The following is a 17,558-nucleotide window of genomic DNA, read 5'->3' as shown; positions in this document are numbered from 1 at the left end:
ACCAAAGTTACTCATATCACTAAAATGCTTTTTCAACAAAAAAAATAAATTATTTATTGAAATCTCTTATTTTAAGCATCATCTGAATAAAAACGCTTTTATGAAAACCTGCTATACCTTATTTTTTTGCTTAATTGCCTGCTTAACCAAGGCTCAACTCCCATCTGATACCCTCATGACCTACGTCACTTTTGAAAACCTGAAAGGACCTGATGACGGGTATGGTGCATCTATCAACCGGCCAATAGGCACGGGTGCCTTTAAAAACTTAGCCGATAGAAGTTATTTAAGCATGAGGATGGCTAAACTTGAAAATTCTTACCGCTGGCCAGATGGATCAAGGGTTGATTTTACCAAAAGAAAAAGTGAACATTCGGCTGCCGGGATAGTAGACCGATATACTTTAATAAATCCTGCTTTAAAGGATACGATATTCCTCTTTGTTGATCCCTATAAATTAGATGCGGAGTTCTTTGTGCCTAATGGACTCACCGCTCTTAACAAAGAAGTTTTAGCCAGGGAAATTGCCCCGCAATTAAAAGCCATTGATGATATCAATACAGCAAAAGATGCCTTTGGCAACCAGCAAGACAGCTTAAACAAAGTTGCCAACTATATCGCTTCGCATGCTGGCCTGGTTAATTTTGTTGACCGCGAAAATTTAGCAAAAGTGATGATTGATACACAGGCTTCGGCAGAGCTAAAAGAATATCTTTTTAAAATCTACATCATCAATAAATTTTATGCCCTGGGCAAAAACATTAGCAATGCGAAAGCTTATGCATTAAATAAAATGAAAGAATCGTTTAACAACTTCCAGAAAGAACATCCGGCAATAGAAACAGGCAATATCAAAATTAACCTGAATTAGTACGAATTGAAATTTAGTTCCGTTATTTGTGAAAAGCAATCTGATTATATGAAATTTCTGTTTTCTATCTATCTTTTTTTATTTACCGTAAATCAGCTTTCGGCCCAGGATTTTATCGTTAAAAACAATGATGATGTGATTCGCGGAACCATAAAAGGCACTGATTATTTTTCGGTTTTTATCAGCGCCAATGATGAAGCGGATGTGATTTTATCGGCTAAGGATGTCAAAAACTTTTTCTGGAACGGTGATAGTTTTGTAAGTAAGGGTTTTGCAAACGGCCGTAATTTCGAATACCGTTTTGTAAAAATAATCGAAATGGGAACGGTTAACCTGTATTCATTTGGGGGAGGTACTTTGGTACCAGCGGTAAAAGAAAAAAAGGTGAAATTCAGGCCATCAATAGGTATCGGTACCGGAACCGGCGGCTATGGAGGCATGGGTATGGGTGGCGGCATCAGCATCGGAGGTGGCCGTAATTCTGCACCTGAGCGACCAGCAGGGGCACCGGTTGTTCGTTACTTTATCGAGAAACCCGGCGCGGGCCCTTTACAGGAAGTGCCAATGAAAGCGATTACCGACGATGCTAAAAAATTGGAGGTTAAAAATATCCTGTTGCAGAAAATGGGCGATCAACCATTATTAAAAGCCAAAATAGAGGCTGGTGCAGAATTTAATACGCGTGATGTGACGGAATGGGTAAAAGAATATAACGCGACTAAAAAGTAACAGGATTAGGAGGATTAAAGAATTGCAGGATCGTTTGGTGAAAAACTATCTCGCACAGCAGTTTAACAGGTGATCGTTAACCATTCCGGTCGCCTGCATGTGTGCGTAGCAGATGGTGGTGCCGAAAAACTTAAAGCCACGTTTTTTCATGTCTTTACTGATGCGGTCGGAGAGTTCAGTCCGTGGTGGAACATCCCCCATTTTTTCGATGTGACCTAAAATAGGCTTGCCATCTGGAACAAAATTCCACATGTATTTAGAGAAACTGCCAAATTCCTTTTGGATTTCGATAAATAGTTTGGCATTGGTAATCGCCCCGTTAATTTTTAAACGGTTCCGTATAATGCCTTCATCGTTCATTAATCTTTCTACATCTTTTTCAGTAAAAGCAGCTACTTTTTTCACGTCAAAACCGGCAAAGGCTTTGCGGTAATTTTCGCGCCTGCGGAGAATGGTTATCCAGCTTAAACCAGCCTGAGCACCTTCCAGTATTAAAAACTCGAATAAGATTTTATCATCGTAAACAGGCTTTCCCCATTCTTCATCGTGGTATTTGATATAGAGTGGATCGGTACCGGCCCAGGTGCAACGTGTAAGTGAGTTGGGAGTTTGGGGTTGAGAGTTTTGAGTTGGCATATGGCTAAGTTTGGAGTTTAGGACTGGGGGCTTTAAAGCTTTCAAGTTAACATATTAAGGCGATTTGATTAAGAACTTCTCCGGGTTATTCATCATGTACACTAATAATTTTGCAACCTCTTCGGCTTGATCATTTAGTATGTTAAATTCATCTTCAGTGACATAATTACATGCGAAAGCGAATTCTAGCCAGGTTTGGGTTTCTCCATTTTCGGTGTCCGCATCAGAAAGCTTACTTACAAAGTGATTTGGATACTTCCGCTTTCTATATGCTTCAGCCAAGTTTGCACAAACGCTTCTCGAGCATCTTCTAATCTGATCTGTTAGGCTATATTTTTCTTCCGACGGGAATCTTTTTGAGATATGGAATATATCCATTGAAAGCTTAAAGCCTTTTTGATAAGCCAGTAAATCCTTTATTGTTCCCATAACTAAATATAAAAACATTCGACGAATTTTCTAACCTGGTTGAGTGGCACTCCAAACTCTAAACGCCCAACTCCGAACTCAATTCATCCCAATACTCAACTGCTCTCCTATAGTGCGGAATTACGATACTACCACCAACGAGGTTAGCGATCATGAAAATTTCGTTCATTTCATCGCTGTTTACGCCTGCATCAAAACATTTACCCAAGTGGTATTTAATGCAGTCGTCGCAGCGTAAAACCATGGAGGCCACCAGGCCCAGCATCTCTTTCGTTTTCACGTTCAGGGCTCCGTCTGCATAGGAAGTGGTATCGAGTGCGAAAAACCGTTTAATATTCGTGTTCGCTGTTTCCATGATCCTATCGTTCATTTTTTCACGATAGCCATTAAATTCTTCTACTAACTTTCCCATATTTACTTATTGAGTGAATGATTTTTGGATGAGAGAATGGCGTTAATGTTGATCAACTTAATCCAGGTTGATCTCTTCCAGAGGATTCCAGAATACCTTTTTAAAATTTAGTACCTTATCATTTTTAACTTCAACGCCTTCCTGTTTTAACAGTTCTTCCATTAACTCAGGTGGCTTAAAATGAAATTTTCCGGTAAGGAGGCCACTGCTGTTTACCACACGGTGAGCAGGTACTTTGGGATGTGCGGTGCCGGCATAAAGCATGGCATGACCAACCATACGCGATGATTTTGCTGCACCCAAACTTTTGGCAATAGCCCCATAGGAGGTTACCCTTCCTTTTGGGATTAACCGGGCAATCTCATAAACCTGTTCGTAAAAATTGGTGTCCATTATTCAAATGAAAATTGAATATAGTTAATATTTTTATCGTGTAATAAGTATTTTTTCTCGTAATAGGTCTTGATCGATAAAACGTCGTCGGCCAGATCAGAAGTATACAGATGATCTGTAATTTTATGTACAGGCAATCCCAGCTCTTCAACCTTTTCGCAGGTGTAGGCATACAATTGATCATTATCTGTTTTCAGGTTAACCTTACCACCGGGTTTTAAAACAAGTTTATAGCGGTTCAAAAATGCAGGAAAAGTTAAACGTTTTTTCTCACGGCTATCTTGTGGTTGTGGATCCGGAAAAGTAATCCAGATTTCATCTATCTCTCCTTCATTAAAATAATCCAGCAGGTTTTCAATCTGGATCCTTAAGAAAGCAACATTGTTGATCCCATCTTCGATAGCGGTTTTGGCCCCGCGCCAGATGCGGTTGCCTTTATAATCAATGCCGATAAAATTCTTTTCAGGGAATAATCTGGCCAGATTGACCGAATATTCGCCTTTACCGCATGCCAGTTCCAACACAACAGGATTGGCATTTTTAAAATGCGCTGAAGCCCAGTTTCCCTTTAAGGCTTTTCCTTCTTCTAATTGATATACGTTTGCAAATGTTTCGATTTCTGCAAAACGCCTAAGTTTATCTTTACCCAAAAGTCTTTTTTCTGCAAAAATACAATTAAATCAATAACCGATGTTTCTTTTGCCATAAAGATTAATCTCATTCTTGCTTAGGAATCGTATTTTTGTAACCTATAAAAGATACCGTGGAAAAAAACGCTAAGATATATGTTGCAGGCCATCGTGGTATGGTGGGTTCGGCCATTTACCGTAAACTGCAAAAAGAAGGTTATGAAAATATCATGACCAGAACATCAAGTGAGCTGGATTTGCGCAGCCAACAGGCTGTTTCAGATTTTTTTGCTGAAGAAAAACCTGATTATGTATTTCTTGCTGCTGCCAAAGTTGGCGGGATTGTAGCCAATAATACCTACCGTGCCGATTTCCTTTACGAGAATTTGGCCATACAGAACAATGTGATCCACAATGCTTATGTAACCGGTGTCAAAAAACTGATGTTTTTAGGTTCAAGCTGCATCTATCCAAAAATGGCACCGCAGCCCTTAAAAGAAGAATATCTTTTAACCGGAGCCTTAGAGCATACCAATGAGCCTTATGCCATAGCCAAAATTGCCGGCATTAAAATGTGCGATGCTTACCGCGATCAGTATGGTTGTAACTTTATTTCGGTAATGCCAACCAATTTATATGGTTTTAACGATAACTATCACCCGCAAAACTCCCATGTTTTACCTGCTTTAATCCGCAAGGTGCACGAAGCTAAAATGAACAATGAAAAAGAGATTTTGGTTTGGGGATCGGGATCGCCAATGCGCGAATTTTTATTTGCAGACGATTTAGCCGACGCCTGTTATTTCCTGATGCAAAATTATAACGAACCACATTTGATCAATGTGGGTACCGGGCACGATTTAACCATTAAAGACTTAGCATTGTTAATCAAGGATGTATTGGGATTCGATGGCGAATTGGTTTTTGATGCCAGCAAACCTGACGGAACACCACGTAAATTGATGGATGTAAGTAAACTCCACGATTTAGGCTGGAAACATAAAATTGAATTGCCCGAAGGCATTGCCCTGGCCTATCAGGATTTTGAAAGCAGATATTAGATTTAATGAGAGAACTAATTCTCTCATTCACTAATTTCTTATAGCTAGAATTTATATATTTGAAAATATAAATCAATTTTACCTATATGACTTTAGTTCAGCTTGAATATATTGTTGCCGTAGATACTTATAGAAGTTTTGTAACTGCTGCCGATAAGTGTTTTGTAACCCAGCCTACCTTGAGTATGCAGGTGCAAAAACTGGAAGAATTGATCAGCGTTAAAATTTTCGACAGGAGTAAGCAGCCTGTAAGTCCGACCGAAATTGGCGCACAGATTATTGCACAGGCCCGTATTATCTTACAGGAAAGCGGAAAAATTAAGGAACTGATCAGCAGTCAGCAGCAGGATGTTTTGGGGGAATTAAGAATTGGTGTTATTCCAACTGTTGCCCCTTATTTATTGCCTGAAGTCATCTCGGCCATGCTGGAAAAATACCCTGAATTAAAGCTTCTGATTTGGGAATATACCACCGAGGATATTATCCATCACTTAAAAACCGGTGTGTTGGATTGTGGTATTTTAGCTACTCCATTAACTGATCCCAACATTACGGAAACACCTTTGTACTACGAAAATTTTGTAAGTTATATCAGTAAAAATAGCAGGCTGTATAAAAAGAAGGCTGTTGATGCAGAAGATCTGAACGATGAAAACATCTGGCTTTTAAACGAAGGCCATTGTATGCGAAACCAGGTGTTGAACATTTGCCGTTCTACCAAAAATAACAGGTTACAAGGTTTGGAATATAATACCGGTAGCGTAGAAACCCTGGTGAGGATGGTCGATTTAAATGGGGGTGCAACATTGCTTCCCGAACTGGCCATTGCAGAATTAAATGCAAAACAAACGAGCAAGATCCGCCACTTTAAATCTCCCGAACCCGTGCGCGAAATCAGCCTGGTAACGCATAAAAACTTTATTAAAAAGCGGATGCTGAATGCCTTGAAGGATGAGATCCTGGAAATCATTCCGAAAGCAATGAAGCAAAAAAAGAAAAAGGATATTGTTGGAATTTAACCTTCTTGCGTAGTTTGAAGGGGACTGTGCAAAGGGAAACTTCACAAGTTTTATTCCGCGATTCGTCAGGCTGGACTTGTTGCAGCATCTTTCTTGCTATAAAAATCCTGAAATAAATCCGATAACTATCGGATCAGGGTAACGGCCTTTAGTCAATGTCTGCTTCAATAAGAGAGGTTTATTAAACCTCAGCAGCTAATCCCTTATCCTTATCCACGTGATCAGCTAATCGATAACTTTGTGCAACGGGATTTTTATCTTCTAAAAAGATCAGGATAATCAGTGAAATAATAGGAATTAAAAAGGAAATGAAAAACCAGAACCAAAAGTTCCGGCCTGTTCGTTTTGCCAAAAAGCCTGCGAGTAACTGTGGCGATAATAACAATCCGAGCACAATAGACCCTAAGATTATTTCTGGCATTTGTTGTTAGTTTAAAGGGTTACAAAACTGTGTTTGCAAGTAAAAAAACGGCAGATTATTGGTTTTGTTTTTCTACTGGTGGTGCAGATAACAATCCTTTAATATCGCTCTCCACCTCTTCTTCCTCGCCTTTTTTCTTTTTCTTGTTTTTTGCTTTTAAACCTTTGCCACTCAAACGTTCTTCTATCACTTTATCGTATTCTGTTTGTTGTTCAGGTCTTAATACGTTACGGATATTCTTTGAGGTTTCATTCTGTAATTTATAGAATTTGTCTACATCCTCCTCACGTGAGTTGCCCGCTTGCTGTCTTTTAATTAAATCAGCCTGCTCTTTTGCCTGGTTAAATGTGAAACTGTAAATCACACTTTTTTGCGTGCCATTTAGTTTTAACCTTTTATCAAGATCATCTACATTCTTTTGTGCAATTTCGGAAGGGGTGGGTACTTTATTTTGTTGTGCACGCACCAATCCATTTACACCCACAATGATTAAAAGTAAAATTACAAGCCTTTTCATGTTGAACATTTTATATCTGCGAAGTTACTTAATTATCTTAAAACAAGAAAGTCCCGATTTGCACCGGGACTTTCAAAAATTTTATCGGATTGTTCGCTTACAAAGCTTTTTTGTAAAGCTCAGCAACTGCATCCCAGTTTACCACATTCCAAATTGCCGCTAAATAATCAGGGCGTTTGTTCTGGTATTTTAAGTAATATGCATGCTCCCAAACATCGATACCTAAAATTGGCGTACCTTTTACCTCAGCAATATCCATTAAAGGATTATCCTGGTTTGGCGTAGAAGAAACCTGAAGTTTTTTATCCGCACCAACTGATAACCATGCCCAACCTGAACCAAAACGGGTTGCGCCAGCTTCTTGTAATTTAGTTTTAAGATCAGCAAACGAACCAAAAGTTTCGTTAATTGCTTTGGCTAAATCGCCAGTTGGTTCGCCACCTTTATTCGGGCCTAAAATGTTCCAGAATAAAGAGTGGTTATAATGACCACCACCGTTGTTTCTAACAGCAGGCGGGAATTTTGAAATGTGTTTTACAATTTCCTCGATGCTCGAAGTCGCCTCTGGTTTACCTTCTAACGCTTTGTTTAGGTTGGTAACGTAAGCTTGATGGTGTTTATCATGGTGGATTTCCATGGTAGTTTTATCAATATGCGGTTCTAATGCATCGGTTGCGTAGTGTAACGCAGGTAATTCAAAAGCCATAATGTTTTATGTTTAAAGATTTAAAAATGTTTCTTGTAGCAAATATAACATTAGAACGTTAAGATTTGTTCATGTTATTATCATCAAATCGTTTTCTGTTCTGCTGTTGTAAAGTTGGAAGGGCTAAAAGTTGTAAGGTTTGTTGGTTTGAATGCTGAAAGGGTTTGGGGTGAAAGAGCTAGTCGTCAATGGCTTGGTGGTTTTTTAAGGTTCTTGGTTTATTACTTTGGCTTGATTGTCAAAATATCTATAAACCATCAGCTAATAAACGATCAACAATGGGCTACTGTCTCTTTCCTGCAAAAAAATCCTTCATCAATGTTGCACACTCCTCTGCCATTACACCACCTTTTAATATTGTTTTCGGATGTAACAGATTTGCATTTTTGGAAATAAAACCTCTTTTTTCTTCACGGGCACCGTAAACAATCCTGCCAATCTGTGTCCAATAGCTTGCTCCTGCACACATTACGCAAGGTTCGATGGTGACATATAAGGTGCAATCTCTTAAATATTTCCCGCCGATAGTTTGTGCGGCCGAAGTAAAGGCCTGTATTTCGGCGTGCGCTGTAACATCGTTAAAGCGTTCAGTTAAATTATAACCACGACCTATAATCCTGTTTTTACTTACCACTATTGCCCCAATGGGAATTTCATCTTCATTTAAAGCTTTTTTTGCTTCTTCCAAAGCCAATTTCATATAATGTATATCTTCTTCCTCAGGGTCAGTATTTTCGAAATTGTAAAAACTCATGGAGCAAATATAGGGTAACACTTCCAAAGTTTAATAATGTAAAGCCTAAGGCAACTTCCGAAGTTTAGATTAAATGATAAGTTTTGGAGCGCAATGATAGTGCTGGTCGGTTACTTCAGTCCTGCTTTCCGTTTCAAGTCCGCACTCGTACCTCGTTTGCGGGCTTTTTACTGCAATCAGGGCTATTTTAGGGAGACCCGGGGTTAACACGACATGACCTATATTTCTTGTTTTTTCCCGCAGATCTGCTTTTTTTATCGTTTAAATCTACTGGAAAGGGAGGGGCATGTGTAATTAAACCAACTTGCTCCCGTTAGGAACTTTACCTTGAACAGTAGTTAACACGATATCGCCATTCTCATCGGCAAAACCGGTAACTAAAAATTCAGACATGAACTTGCCGATCTGTTTTTTCGGAAAGTTGATCACCCCAACAATCTGTTTTCCGGGTAATTCGTCCAATGTATAGTGTTTGGTAATCTGTGCACTGCTCATTTTAATGCCGAATTCACCAAAATCTACCTTTACTTTATAGGCCGGTCTGCGGGCTTCCGGAAATGCAAAAGCCTCTAAAATGGTACCCACTCTCAATTCTACCTTTTCAAAATCATCCCAGGTAATCTGTTCCATTGCTTAATTTTTATTTATCTGGCAAATATAAATGATTTAATAATTCACCTGGGGGCTTAATCCAGATTTAATGTCGTTCAGTCAACAGTTTTGAAGCAAGCCAAATAATAAAAATTTGCGGTTTATATTTTAACAATTATCTTTATGCAACCGTTTGCATAACCAAGTATTAAAATAGATAAAAGCATGTATTTATTAGGGATTGATTTAGGTACTTCATCCATAAAAGTTGCAGTTGTTGATGTGGATACACAGAAAAGCCTGGCTACAGCACAATATCCCGAAGAGGAAACAGCCATTAAATCCTTACAGCTGGGCTGGGCCGAGCAATCGCCAAACGATTGGTGGTTTAATGTACAACAGGCTATACTGAAGTTAAATGCTACAGGTTTATTCGATCCCAAAGAAATTAAAGCAATCGGTATCGCGTATCAAATGCATGGATTGGTAGTGGTCGATAAAGATCAGCAAGTACTGCGCGATAGCATTATCTGGTGCGACAGCAGAGCGGTAGAATTGGGCAATCAGGCTTTTGAGGCCATCGGCGAAGAAAGGTCTTTGAAACACCTTTTGAACTCTCCCGGAAACTTTACTGCTTCTAAACTGGCCTGGGTGAAAGCAAACGAAGCAGATATCTATGAACGTATTGATAAAATAATGCTGCCCGGAGATTTTATCGGAATGAAATTAACAGGGGAAATTACCACCAGTATTTCCGCCCTATCGGAAGGCATTTTCTGGGATTTTAAAAACCATGAAATTTCTAAAGATGTATTGAACCATTACGGCATTGATGAAAACCTTATTCCTGCCGTAAAACCTTTATTTTCGGTGCATGGTCATCTGAAAGCCGATATGGCCAGCGCACTGGGTTTAACAGCTGGTATCCCAATCGCCTATAAATCTGGCGATCAGCCCAACAATGCCCTTTCTCTAAATGTACTCAGACCAGGCGAAGTTGCGGCAACAGCCGGAACATCGGGTGTAATTTACGGGGTAAGCAACGATCTTACTTACGATAAACAATCGAGGGTGAATACTTTTGCCCATGTAACCTATTCAGAAGAGAAAAAACATACGGGGGTGCTGCTTTGCATTAACGGCACCGGCAGCATGTACCGTTGGGCAAAATATAATTTTGCACCACATGCTACTTATACCGAATTGAATAATCTGGCCTCGGAAGCACCGATCGGTAGCCATGGGTTAAAGGTTCTTCCCTTCGGTAATGGCGCAGAAAGGATGTTGAACAACAAATATACCGGTGCCCAGCTTTTGGGAATCGATTTAAATACACATAACCAATCAGCTATTTTCAGAGCTGTACAGGAAGGCATTGCATTTTCTTTCCGTTACGGACTGGACCTTATGCGCGAAAATGGCATGAGCCCCAAAGTAATCCGGGCAGGCAGGGCAAATTTATTCTTAAGTGAGGTCTTTGCGCAGACTTTTGTTGATGTTACGTGTATACCGGTAGAACTTTACGAAAACGACGGCAGCGTTGGTGCAGCTTTGGGCGCAGGTATAGGTGCCGGGATTTTTGAAAACGCTGAAGAAGCTTTCACCAAACATGAAGCAATTACAACTTTAACGCCAAAACATTCAGTAGCATACGAGCCAATTTATCAGGATTGGAAAAAAATATTAGAGAAACAGTTATCCATTGTTTAATAGTTCCTAGCCTAAGTGGCTATCAGCTATGGACCATCAACCAAAAAACAAAAAAAACATGACAAAAGTAGTAACAGGAACAAAAGAATTTTTTAAAGGCGTAGAACAGATTCAGTTTGAAGGCCTAACAAGCGATAATCCGTTGGCATTTAGATGGTACGACGCCAATAAGGTTGTAGCAGGTAAGACTATGAACGAGCATTTTAAATTTGCCTGTGCTTATTGGCATTCGTTCAATGGCAACGGCGCCGATCCTTTTGGTGGCCCAACCCATGTTTTTCCCTGGGATGAAAAGGCAGATGCGGTAGAAAGGGCAAAAGATAAAATGGATGCCGCTTTCGAGTTTATCACCAAAATGCAGCTTCCATATTACTGTTTCCACGATGTAGATGTGGTCGATTATGGAAATGATGTAGCTGAAAATGAGCGCAGGCTGCAAACCCTTGTCGAATATGCCAAACAAAAACAAGCCGATAGCGGTGTGAAACTCCTTTGGGGAACGGCCAATCTATTCAGCCACAAACGTTATATGAACGGTGCATCTACCAATCCCGATTTTCATGTACTGGCACATGGGGCTGCACAGGTTAAAGCAGCCCTGGATGCAACCATTGCACTTGGTGGCGAAAATTATGTTTTCTGGGGCGGACGAGAAGGCTATATGAGTTTGTTGAACACCAACATGAAACGCGAGCAGGAGCATTTGGCAAAATTCTTACACACGGCTAAAGATTATGCCCGCAAACAAGGCTTTAAAGGTACATTCTTTATCGAACCAAAACCATGCGAGCCGTCTAAGCACCAATACGATTACGATGCAGCAACAGTAAAAGGCTTTTTACAGCAATATGATCTGTTGGCTGATTTTAAATTGAATTTAGAAGTAAACCATGCTACGCTGGCCGGCCATACTTTCCAGCATGAGTTACAGGTTGCCGTAGATAATGGTTTGTTGGGCTCTATTGATGCCAACCGTGGTGATTACCAAAACGGCTGGGATACCGATCAGTTCCCTAACGATATTAATGAGTTGACAGAAACCATGCTGATTATTTTAGAAGGTGGTGGCTTGCAAGGCGGGGGTGTAAATTTCGATGCAAAGATCCGCCGTAACTCTACCGATCCAAAAGATCTGTTTTATGCCCATATCGGTGGCATGGATATCTTTGCACGGGCATTGATTACCGCTGATGCCATTCTTCAGAAATCTGATTACAAAAAAGTAAGGACCGATCGTTATGCCTCATTTGATAGCGGTAAGGGTGCAGAATTTGAGCAGGGTAAATTAAGTTTAGAAGATTTAAGAAACTATGCTGCAGAAAATGGCGAACCAGAAGTCCGTAGTGGAAAGCAAGAATATTTGGAAAATTTAATCAACAGGTATATTTAAAGCTGTTTCCCCGTGGTCTGTGTCTTCACAGGCCACTTGCATTTATTTATAATGCTCTGTGGCGACGCAAACCGTGGATTAAGATTTCTCTCCCAAATGTTCGGGACTGAGTTCCAGTCGAAATGAGGATATTCTTCGTGATCCCGAAAATAATAAACGTCATCTTAACACTTTTTAATTTAAAAAAAAGCACAGATTAATTTATGATTTTACTACATTTAGGTTTCTAAACCAAATAACCGCTATTACATTAATGAAACACAACTTATTGGACACGAAGGATTACATTGTATTTGCGATCTACTTCGTTATTGTGGCTGCTTACGGTCTGTACATCTACAACAAGAAAAAATCCGCATCCACAGGCTCAAAAGACTATTTTCTGGCTGAAGGATCACTTACCTGGTGGGCAATTGGTGCATCCTTAATTGCATCGAATATTTCTGCGGAGCAGTTTATCGGCATGAGCGGATCGGGCTTTAAGATGGGACTTGCAATTGCAACCTATGAGTGGATGGCTGCCCTTACCCTGGTTATTGTTGCGGTTTTCTTTATTCCGGTTTACCTGAAGAACAAAATTGCCACCATGCCCCAGTTTTTGCACCAACGTTACAACGGAACGGTAGCCATGATCATGGCCGTATTCTGGTTATTGTTGTATGTAGTGGTAAACCTAACTTCAATCCTTTATTTAGGCGCTTTAGCGGTGAGTAGTATCTCTGGTTTCGAGTTAAAGTTCTGTATGTATGCCATTGCTGCTTTTGCCATCATCATTACGCTGGGTGGAATGAAAGTAATCGGTTATACGGATGTTATCCAGGTGTTTTTCTTAATTCTGGGCGGTTTAGCTACAACTTACCTGGCGTTAAACCTGGTCTCTGCACATTATGGTACATCAGGTATTTTTGAAGGTTATAGCTTAATGACTTCAAAGGCATCCGAACATTTCCACATGATCTTAAAACCTGAAAACGAAAACTATATCGATTTGCCAGGATTAAGCGTGCTTGTAGGTGGTATGTGGATTGTAAACCTCAATTATTGGGGCTGTAACCAATACATCACGCAACGTGCCCTGGGTGCAGATTTAAAAACGGCCCGTGGGGGTATCTTATTTGCGGCTTTCTTAAAGTTGTTGATGCCAATTATTGTGGTATTGCCAGGTATTGCAGCTTACGTATTGTATAAAGACGGGGCTTTCCAATCGGAGATGCTGCAGGATGGATCAGTTAACCCCGATCGTGCTTACCCTGTGTTGTTAAACTTATTGCCAGCAGGCTTAAAAGGTTTATCGTTTGCTGCATTAACAGCAGCTGTAGTAGCTTCTTTAGCCGGTAAGGCAAACAGTATTGCAACCATCTTTACTTTGGATATTTATAAAAAAGTATTAAAAACCGATGCTTCTGAAAAGAACCTTGTTTTTACGGGTAAAATAGCAGTAGTTGTAGCCATGTTCCTCGGAGTAATAATCGCACCATATTTGGGTATCGATAAAAAAGGTGGTTTCCAATATATCCAGGAGTATACCGGTTTTGTATCTCCAGGTATATTTGCCATGTTTATCCTTGGTTTCTTCTGGAAAAGAGCCACTTCAAATGCCGCACTTTTTGCAACCATTGGCGGTTTCGGATTGTCGTTATTACTAAAATTCCTTCCAGGCTGGACCGATCTTTCCTGGTTATCGGGAATGGGTTTCTCGGTTAAAAATGCAGCGGGTATTTACGAAATCCCTTTCCTGGATAGAATGGGTTTTGTATTCGTATTCTGTATCATCGGTATGGTGATTATCAGTTTATTTGAGAATAAAAATGGCGTGAATCCAAAAGGACTGGAAATCGATTCGAAAATGTTCAAAACCACCACAAGTTTTGCTGTGGGGGCATTAATTATTATCGGTTTACTGGTTGCGCTTTACGGCATCTACTGGTAGATACATGCTTATCCAAAAATAATCTTTTGCTTCGTGGAAACACGAACCAAGGCATCATAATTTCAAAAGCTTTCCGGGAAACCAGAAAGCTTTTTTTTAGGCATGTTTAATAGCAGCAAAAGCAGTCAGAATAGCCCTGATTGAAATGTAAAGCCCACAGCGCAGCGAGGACATGGAATGGAAAGCAGGACTGTCTTATCGGATTAACACTGTAACATGCGCTCCAAAAAAGATATTATCTTTTGAAAGCGCCAAGTATTGATTAACGGAAATAAGATATTACTTATAAAATTAGTTTAATTCGTGGACCCCAACCGAAGTATTTTGGCATTTATTGCGCGCAAGGCCCGTCTGGAATTTCTTTGCTGATTTTAATCACTTTAGTGACCACTAGAGTAGAATCGAAGTCGGCGGCAACGTTAGCCGTATCCGATTTGGCGAAATAGCCCTCTAACTCTACATAAACAGGCTCGTAAGGCTTTTCGAATCCCAGGTTACTGTAGGAAAGTTCTAAAGTTTTTACACTGTCTCTAACCCAATATTCCCTCCCGTCTTCGCAAAGGGTAAAAGATTTCATTTCCGGGCCAAAGGTATACAAACCTTTAACTGTTTTCAGATTACTTTTTTCTCCCTCGGCTTTATCGTTTCTACAAGCTGTAAAGGCTACGCCAAGGAGCACAACAAATACAATCGCTTGTTTAAATAACTTCATTTTATATGGATTGATTAATTTGGTCTATCTTTTTAACACTCAGATTGGATGACAAAGCAGATGCCAAAAATGAAAAGATACCTACCGTAACAAAAACTAAAACGAAATCTTTCCATTTTAAGCCTATTGGATAGGAAGTAACAAGGGTTTTATTTTCTTCACCCATTTTGATCAGGCCGTAAGTGTGCTGAAAATAGTAGAATATAAGGCCTATAATTAAGCCAAGCACACAGCCCGACATGGTAATCATCATGCCCTCAAATAAAAATATACGTTTGATTAATTTTTTCCCTGCGCCCAAACTGCTCAGAATGGCAACATCCTTTACCTTATCTATTACTAACATGGTTAACGACCCTATGATATTAAAGATAGCAATAATCAGGATAAAAGTAAGAATAATATATACAGCCCATTTTTCGGTATTTAGAATGTGGTAGAGCGATTTATTCTGCTCGGCCTGATTTCTCACTTCATAATCCTTGCCAACCTTTTCTATCACCTCTTTTTGAAAGTCGTCTACATCAACACCTGGTTGCAGATTGATCTCTATCGCAGACACATTTTTCTCTTCGCCCAGGAGTTCTCGGGCAAAACCAAGGGGGACAATGATGCCATTATCAAAATCCTGCTGTACCTCAAAAACGCCGCTTACCCGGATGCTTTTTGCCACGAAATCGTCGGCGGGATTTAAACTGCTGGCTGAAATGTCTTTTTTGGGTGAGTAAATTTCCAGCTCGGTAAAGGGATCAACGGTATTTACTGCGAGATAACTCTGCAAAGCCGAACCGATTACGGCATTATCTCCACTCCTGTTGTGCAATATAAAATGCCCTTCTTTAATGGTGCTATCTAATTTGGTGTTTTTTAAATAATCTAAACTCACCCCCTTTACCATACCAACGGCTTGCTTATTATTGTACTTTAACAAGGCATTTTCTTGCAGTACTTCTGTAAAAGCAGCAACATCTTTATTTTTTCTGAGCTGGTTAAAATAGCTGGTATTCGGATCGAAGGTTTTTCCCTTTGCCGGGGTAATGGCAATTTGGGGGGTAATGGTATCAAACATGTTCAGTACTACTGTTTCCAGACCGTTAAAAACCGAAAGAATAATAATTAATGCTGCGCTGCCCACCATTACGCCAACCATCGAGATACCCGAGATCAGGTTAATGGCATTGGTTGATTTTTTGGCAAAAAGATACCTTCTTGCAATATAAAACGATGTATTCACAGCGGTAAAGATAATAAAAGATGGATGAGGTAAGATGGAATATGTCAGATGGGTATTACCATCATCCGTTTTCCATCATCCATCTTACATTTAAAAAAATGGGTTGTGTTGTTTTTCGAAACCAATGCTGGTTGCCGGGCCGTGGCCAGGATAAACTTTGGTTTCATCTGGTAATACAAAAAGTTTATCAGAAATGTTTTGAATTAATTGCTGATGATTGCCACCCGGCAAATCGGAGCGACCTATGCTGCCGTAAAAAAGCACATCTCCCCCCATTAAAATATGGTCTTCTTCGCTATAAAAGCATAAGTGCGCAGGGGAATGGCCTGGAGCAAAGATTAGGCTTAGGGTACTATTGCCAAAAGAAACTGTTCCTGTTTCAGGCAAAAAAGTATCAGGTTGAGGCGAAATGTCATAACGGGTGAAGCCCATAGAAGGGGCATAACCCGGAATTGCATTTAAAATGGGCAATTCGCCTTCGTGAAACTGTGGCTTTAGACCATAAGTTTCGAAGACAAATTTATTGCCAAAAACATGATCAAGATGGCAATGTGTATTTAATAATAAAACAGGCTTAAGTCCTTCCTGTTTAATAAAGGAAGTCAGTTCATTTTGCTCAAAGCCTTCATACATCCCCGGATCAATGATGATACATTCTTTAGTTTCATCGTAAAGGATATAGGTATTTTCGCTGTAGGCGTTAAAGGTGAAGGTTTTTACGGTAATCATAAGCTTTTTTAAAAAGAATTCCTGACCAGAATTGAGCTGTTCAGGTTAACAAATAATAAATTAATTCTTCCACCTGAAGGTAGAAATCAGCGTATCGATATCTTTTTTAATAAAATTAATCACAGGTGCAATGGAGTCGTATTGTGGGCGCTCATTAAAATATAAGGCACCCCTAAAATAATGTTTTGCACTGTCGGTTAAAAAAAACTGGACAGACGATGCGGTATTTCCTTCAATGGCATAATAGATGCCATATACTTTCCGGTCGGGATAATTGATCGCCTTTTGGTCAATAGCACTGGCTTTTATGGTGTGCTTAAAAGCCAGTTTTCGCGCATCTTCTACCATTTCATCGTATTCGCCTTTACCCGAGACATCATAATAGGTCAAGTGTAAAAAGCCATTAAACTGCTTAAAATGGAGGTTATACCAGTCTTTTTGGGCATCGCGGCTTTTATCCTGTTCAACCATGGCATAAGTGGGGTATTTAAAGCTGAAAGGAACAGGCTGAGTGAATGTTATATAGTTTTTTTGGGGAAATACAATTCTGTAATATGCTCTTGGTTTAGGGCTATAATCATGGTTCTGACAAGCCGTTAGAAACAAAAGCAATAGGAAAGGAAGACAGATCAGTTGTTTTAATTTCATACATTTTATCAAAGATTGCCTGACTGCTGCAGGCGGG

At 39.8% G+C, this 17,558-nt stretch carries 21 protein-coding genes; 7 read left to right on the top strand and 14 right to left on the bottom strand.

Annotated features, from left to right (window positions below; all coding sequences use genetic code 11):
• Window positions 1-100 precede the first annotated feature (100 nt).
• Both AC04Q1_RS22720 and AC04Q1_RS22715 read left to right on the top strand, forming a co-directional pair.
• Window positions 101-871: a hypothetical protein gene (locus AC04Q1_RS22720; RefSeq protein WP_478366837.1), complete on the top strand. Its 771-nt coding sequence runs from the start codon at window positions 101-103 to the stop codon at window positions 869-871.
• Window positions 872-919: 48 nt separating this feature from the next.
• Window positions 920-1,600, top strand: a complete 681-nt coding sequence (locus AC04Q1_RS22715) for a hypothetical protein (protein WP_478366836.1) — start codon at window positions 920-922, stop codon at window positions 1,598-1,600.
• Window positions 1,601-1,645: 45 nt separating this feature from the next.
• Here AC04Q1_RS22715 and AC04Q1_RS22710 read toward each other — a convergent pair whose 3' ends face one another.
• Genes AC04Q1_RS22710 through trmB form a run of 5 tightly spaced genes read right to left on the bottom strand, consistent with a single transcriptional unit; the run spans window position 1,646 to window position 4,120 of the window.
• A complete protein-coding gene (locus AC04Q1_RS22710) occupies window positions 1,646-2,236 on the bottom strand; it encodes a DNA-3-methyladenine glycosylase I (RefSeq protein ID WP_478366835.1) in 591 nt (196 codons plus the stop codon).
• Window positions 2,237-2,290: 54 nt separating this feature from the next.
• Window positions 2,291-2,665 (bottom strand): four helix bundle protein, encoded by a 375-nt coding sequence (locus AC04Q1_RS22705; RefSeq protein ID WP_478366834.1) that lies wholly within the window; start codon window positions 2,663-2,665, stop codon window positions 2,291-2,293.
• Between the two features lie 58 nt (window positions 2,666-2,723).
• On the bottom strand, window positions 2,724-3,077 hold the full coding sequence (locus AC04Q1_RS22700; RefSeq protein ID WP_478366833.1) for a carboxymuconolactone decarboxylase family protein: 354 nt from the start codon (window positions 3,075-3,077) through the stop codon (window positions 2,724-2,726).
• Between the two features lie 57 nt (window positions 3,078-3,134).
• Entirely contained in the window at window positions 3,135-3,470 is a 336-nt protein-coding gene (locus AC04Q1_RS22695; RefSeq protein ID WP_478366832.1) for an MGMT family protein, read from the bottom strand.
• Window positions 3,470-4,120, bottom strand: a complete 651-nt coding sequence (gene trmB / locus AC04Q1_RS22690) for a tRNA (guanosine(46)-N7)-methyltransferase TrmB (RefSeq protein WP_478366831.1) — start codon at window positions 4,118-4,120, stop codon at window positions 3,470-3,472. The genes AC04Q1_RS22695 and trmB overlap by 1 nt, the downstream gene beginning before the upstream one ends.
• Before the next feature lie 113 nt (window positions 4,121-4,233).
• Here trmB and fcl point away from each other — a divergent pair, with 113 nt between their 5' ends.
• Window positions 4,234-5,160, top strand: a complete 927-nt coding sequence (fcl, locus tag AC04Q1_RS22685; RefSeq protein WP_478366830.1) for a GDP-L-fucose synthase — start codon at window positions 4,234-4,236, stop codon at window positions 5,158-5,160.
• Window positions 5,161-5,246: 86 nt separating this feature from the next.
• Window positions 5,247-6,179: a LysR substrate-binding domain-containing protein gene (locus AC04Q1_RS22680; RefSeq protein WP_478366829.1), complete on the top strand. Its 933-nt coding sequence runs from the start codon at window positions 5,247-5,249 to the stop codon at window positions 6,177-6,179.
• Between the two features lie 181 nt (window positions 6,180-6,360).
• Here the strand turns inward: AC04Q1_RS22680 and AC04Q1_RS22675 are convergent, their stop codons facing one another.
• The 5 genes from AC04Q1_RS22675 to AC04Q1_RS22655 all read right to left on the bottom strand — a co-directional run bounded on the left by AC04Q1_RS22675 (window position 6,361) and on the right by AC04Q1_RS22655 (window position 9,207).
• Window positions 6,361-6,600: a hypothetical protein gene (locus tag AC04Q1_RS22675; RefSeq protein ID WP_478366828.1), complete on the bottom strand. Its 240-nt coding sequence runs from the start codon at window positions 6,598-6,600 to the stop codon at window positions 6,361-6,363.
• A gap of 55 nt (window positions 6,601-6,655) precedes the next feature.
• The gene (locus AC04Q1_RS22670; RefSeq protein WP_478366827.1) at window positions 6,656-7,117 is read right to left on the bottom strand and encodes a hypothetical protein; all 462 of its coding nucleotides are present in this window, start codon (window positions 7,115-7,117) and stop codon (window positions 6,656-6,658) included.
• A 97-nt stretch (window positions 7,118-7,214) separates the two neighbouring features.
• Window positions 7,215-7,823, bottom strand: coding sequence for a superoxide dismutase (locus AC04Q1_RS22665; RefSeq protein WP_316844792.1), 609 nt, complete (start codon window positions 7,821-7,823; stop codon window positions 7,215-7,217).
• Window positions 7,824-8,106: 283 nt separating this feature from the next.
• Window positions 8,107-8,577 carry a nucleoside deaminase gene (locus tag AC04Q1_RS22660; RefSeq protein ID WP_478366826.1) on the bottom strand — a complete coding sequence of 157 codons (471 nt, stop codon included), beginning with the start codon at window positions 8,575-8,577 and terminating at the stop codon, window positions 8,107-8,109.
• 294 nt (window positions 8,578-8,871) lie between these two features.
• Window positions 8,872-9,207 (bottom strand): tRNA-binding protein, encoded by a 336-nt coding sequence (locus AC04Q1_RS22655; protein WP_478366825.1) that lies wholly within the window; start codon window positions 9,205-9,207, stop codon window positions 8,872-8,874.
• Window positions 9,208-9,393: 186 nt separating this feature from the next.
• Between AC04Q1_RS22655 and AC04Q1_RS22650 the strand changes: the two genes are divergently transcribed.
• From AC04Q1_RS22650 to AC04Q1_RS22640, 3 genes are all read left to right on the top strand, one after another.
• Entirely contained in the window at window positions 9,394-10,878 is a 1,485-nt protein-coding gene (locus tag AC04Q1_RS22650) for a xylulokinase (RefSeq protein WP_478366824.1), read from the top strand.
• Window positions 10,879-10,936: 58 nt separating this feature from the next.
• On the top strand, window positions 10,937-12,268 hold the full coding sequence (xylA, locus tag AC04Q1_RS22645) for a xylose isomerase (protein ID WP_478366823.1): 1,332 nt from the start codon (window positions 10,937-10,939) through the stop codon (window positions 12,266-12,268).
• 253 nt (window positions 12,269-12,521) lie between these two features.
• A complete protein-coding gene (locus tag AC04Q1_RS22640; RefSeq protein WP_478366822.1) occupies window positions 12,522-14,198 on the top strand; it encodes a sodium/sugar symporter in 1,677 nt (558 codons plus the stop codon).
• A 331-nt stretch (window positions 14,199-14,529) separates the two neighbouring features.
• On the opposite strand, the gene AC04Q1_RS22635 is transcribed toward AC04Q1_RS22640, so the two are convergent.
• The 4 genes from AC04Q1_RS22635 to gldD form a co-directional block, all read right to left on the bottom strand.
• Window positions 14,530-14,910: a hypothetical protein gene (locus tag AC04Q1_RS22635; RefSeq protein WP_478366821.1), complete on the bottom strand. Its 381-nt coding sequence runs from the start codon at window positions 14,908-14,910 to the stop codon at window positions 14,530-14,532.
• Between the two features lies 1 nt (window position 14,911).
• Window positions 14,912-16,144: an ABC transporter permease gene (locus AC04Q1_RS22630; RefSeq protein WP_478366820.1), complete on the bottom strand. Its 1,233-nt coding sequence runs from the start codon at window positions 16,142-16,144 to the stop codon at window positions 14,912-14,914.
• A gap of 90 nt (window positions 16,145-16,234) precedes the next feature.
• Window positions 16,235-16,873, bottom strand: coding sequence for an MBL fold metallo-hydrolase (locus tag AC04Q1_RS22625; protein ID WP_478366819.1), 639 nt, complete (start codon window positions 16,871-16,873; stop codon window positions 16,235-16,237).
• Window positions 16,874-16,933: 60 nt separating this feature from the next.
• Complete coding sequence (gene gldD / locus AC04Q1_RS22620; RefSeq protein WP_478366818.1) at window positions 16,934-17,521, bottom strand: gliding motility lipoprotein GldD; 588 nt, start codon at window positions 17,519-17,521, stop codon at window positions 16,934-16,936.
• Window positions 17,522-17,558: the final 37 nt, after the last annotated feature.

The sequence above is a fragment of the Pedobacter humicola genome (assembly GCF_056490705.1).
The sequence above is the reverse complement of the archived record's forward strand: the minus strand, read 5'-3'. Positions and strand labels throughout refer to the sequence as shown.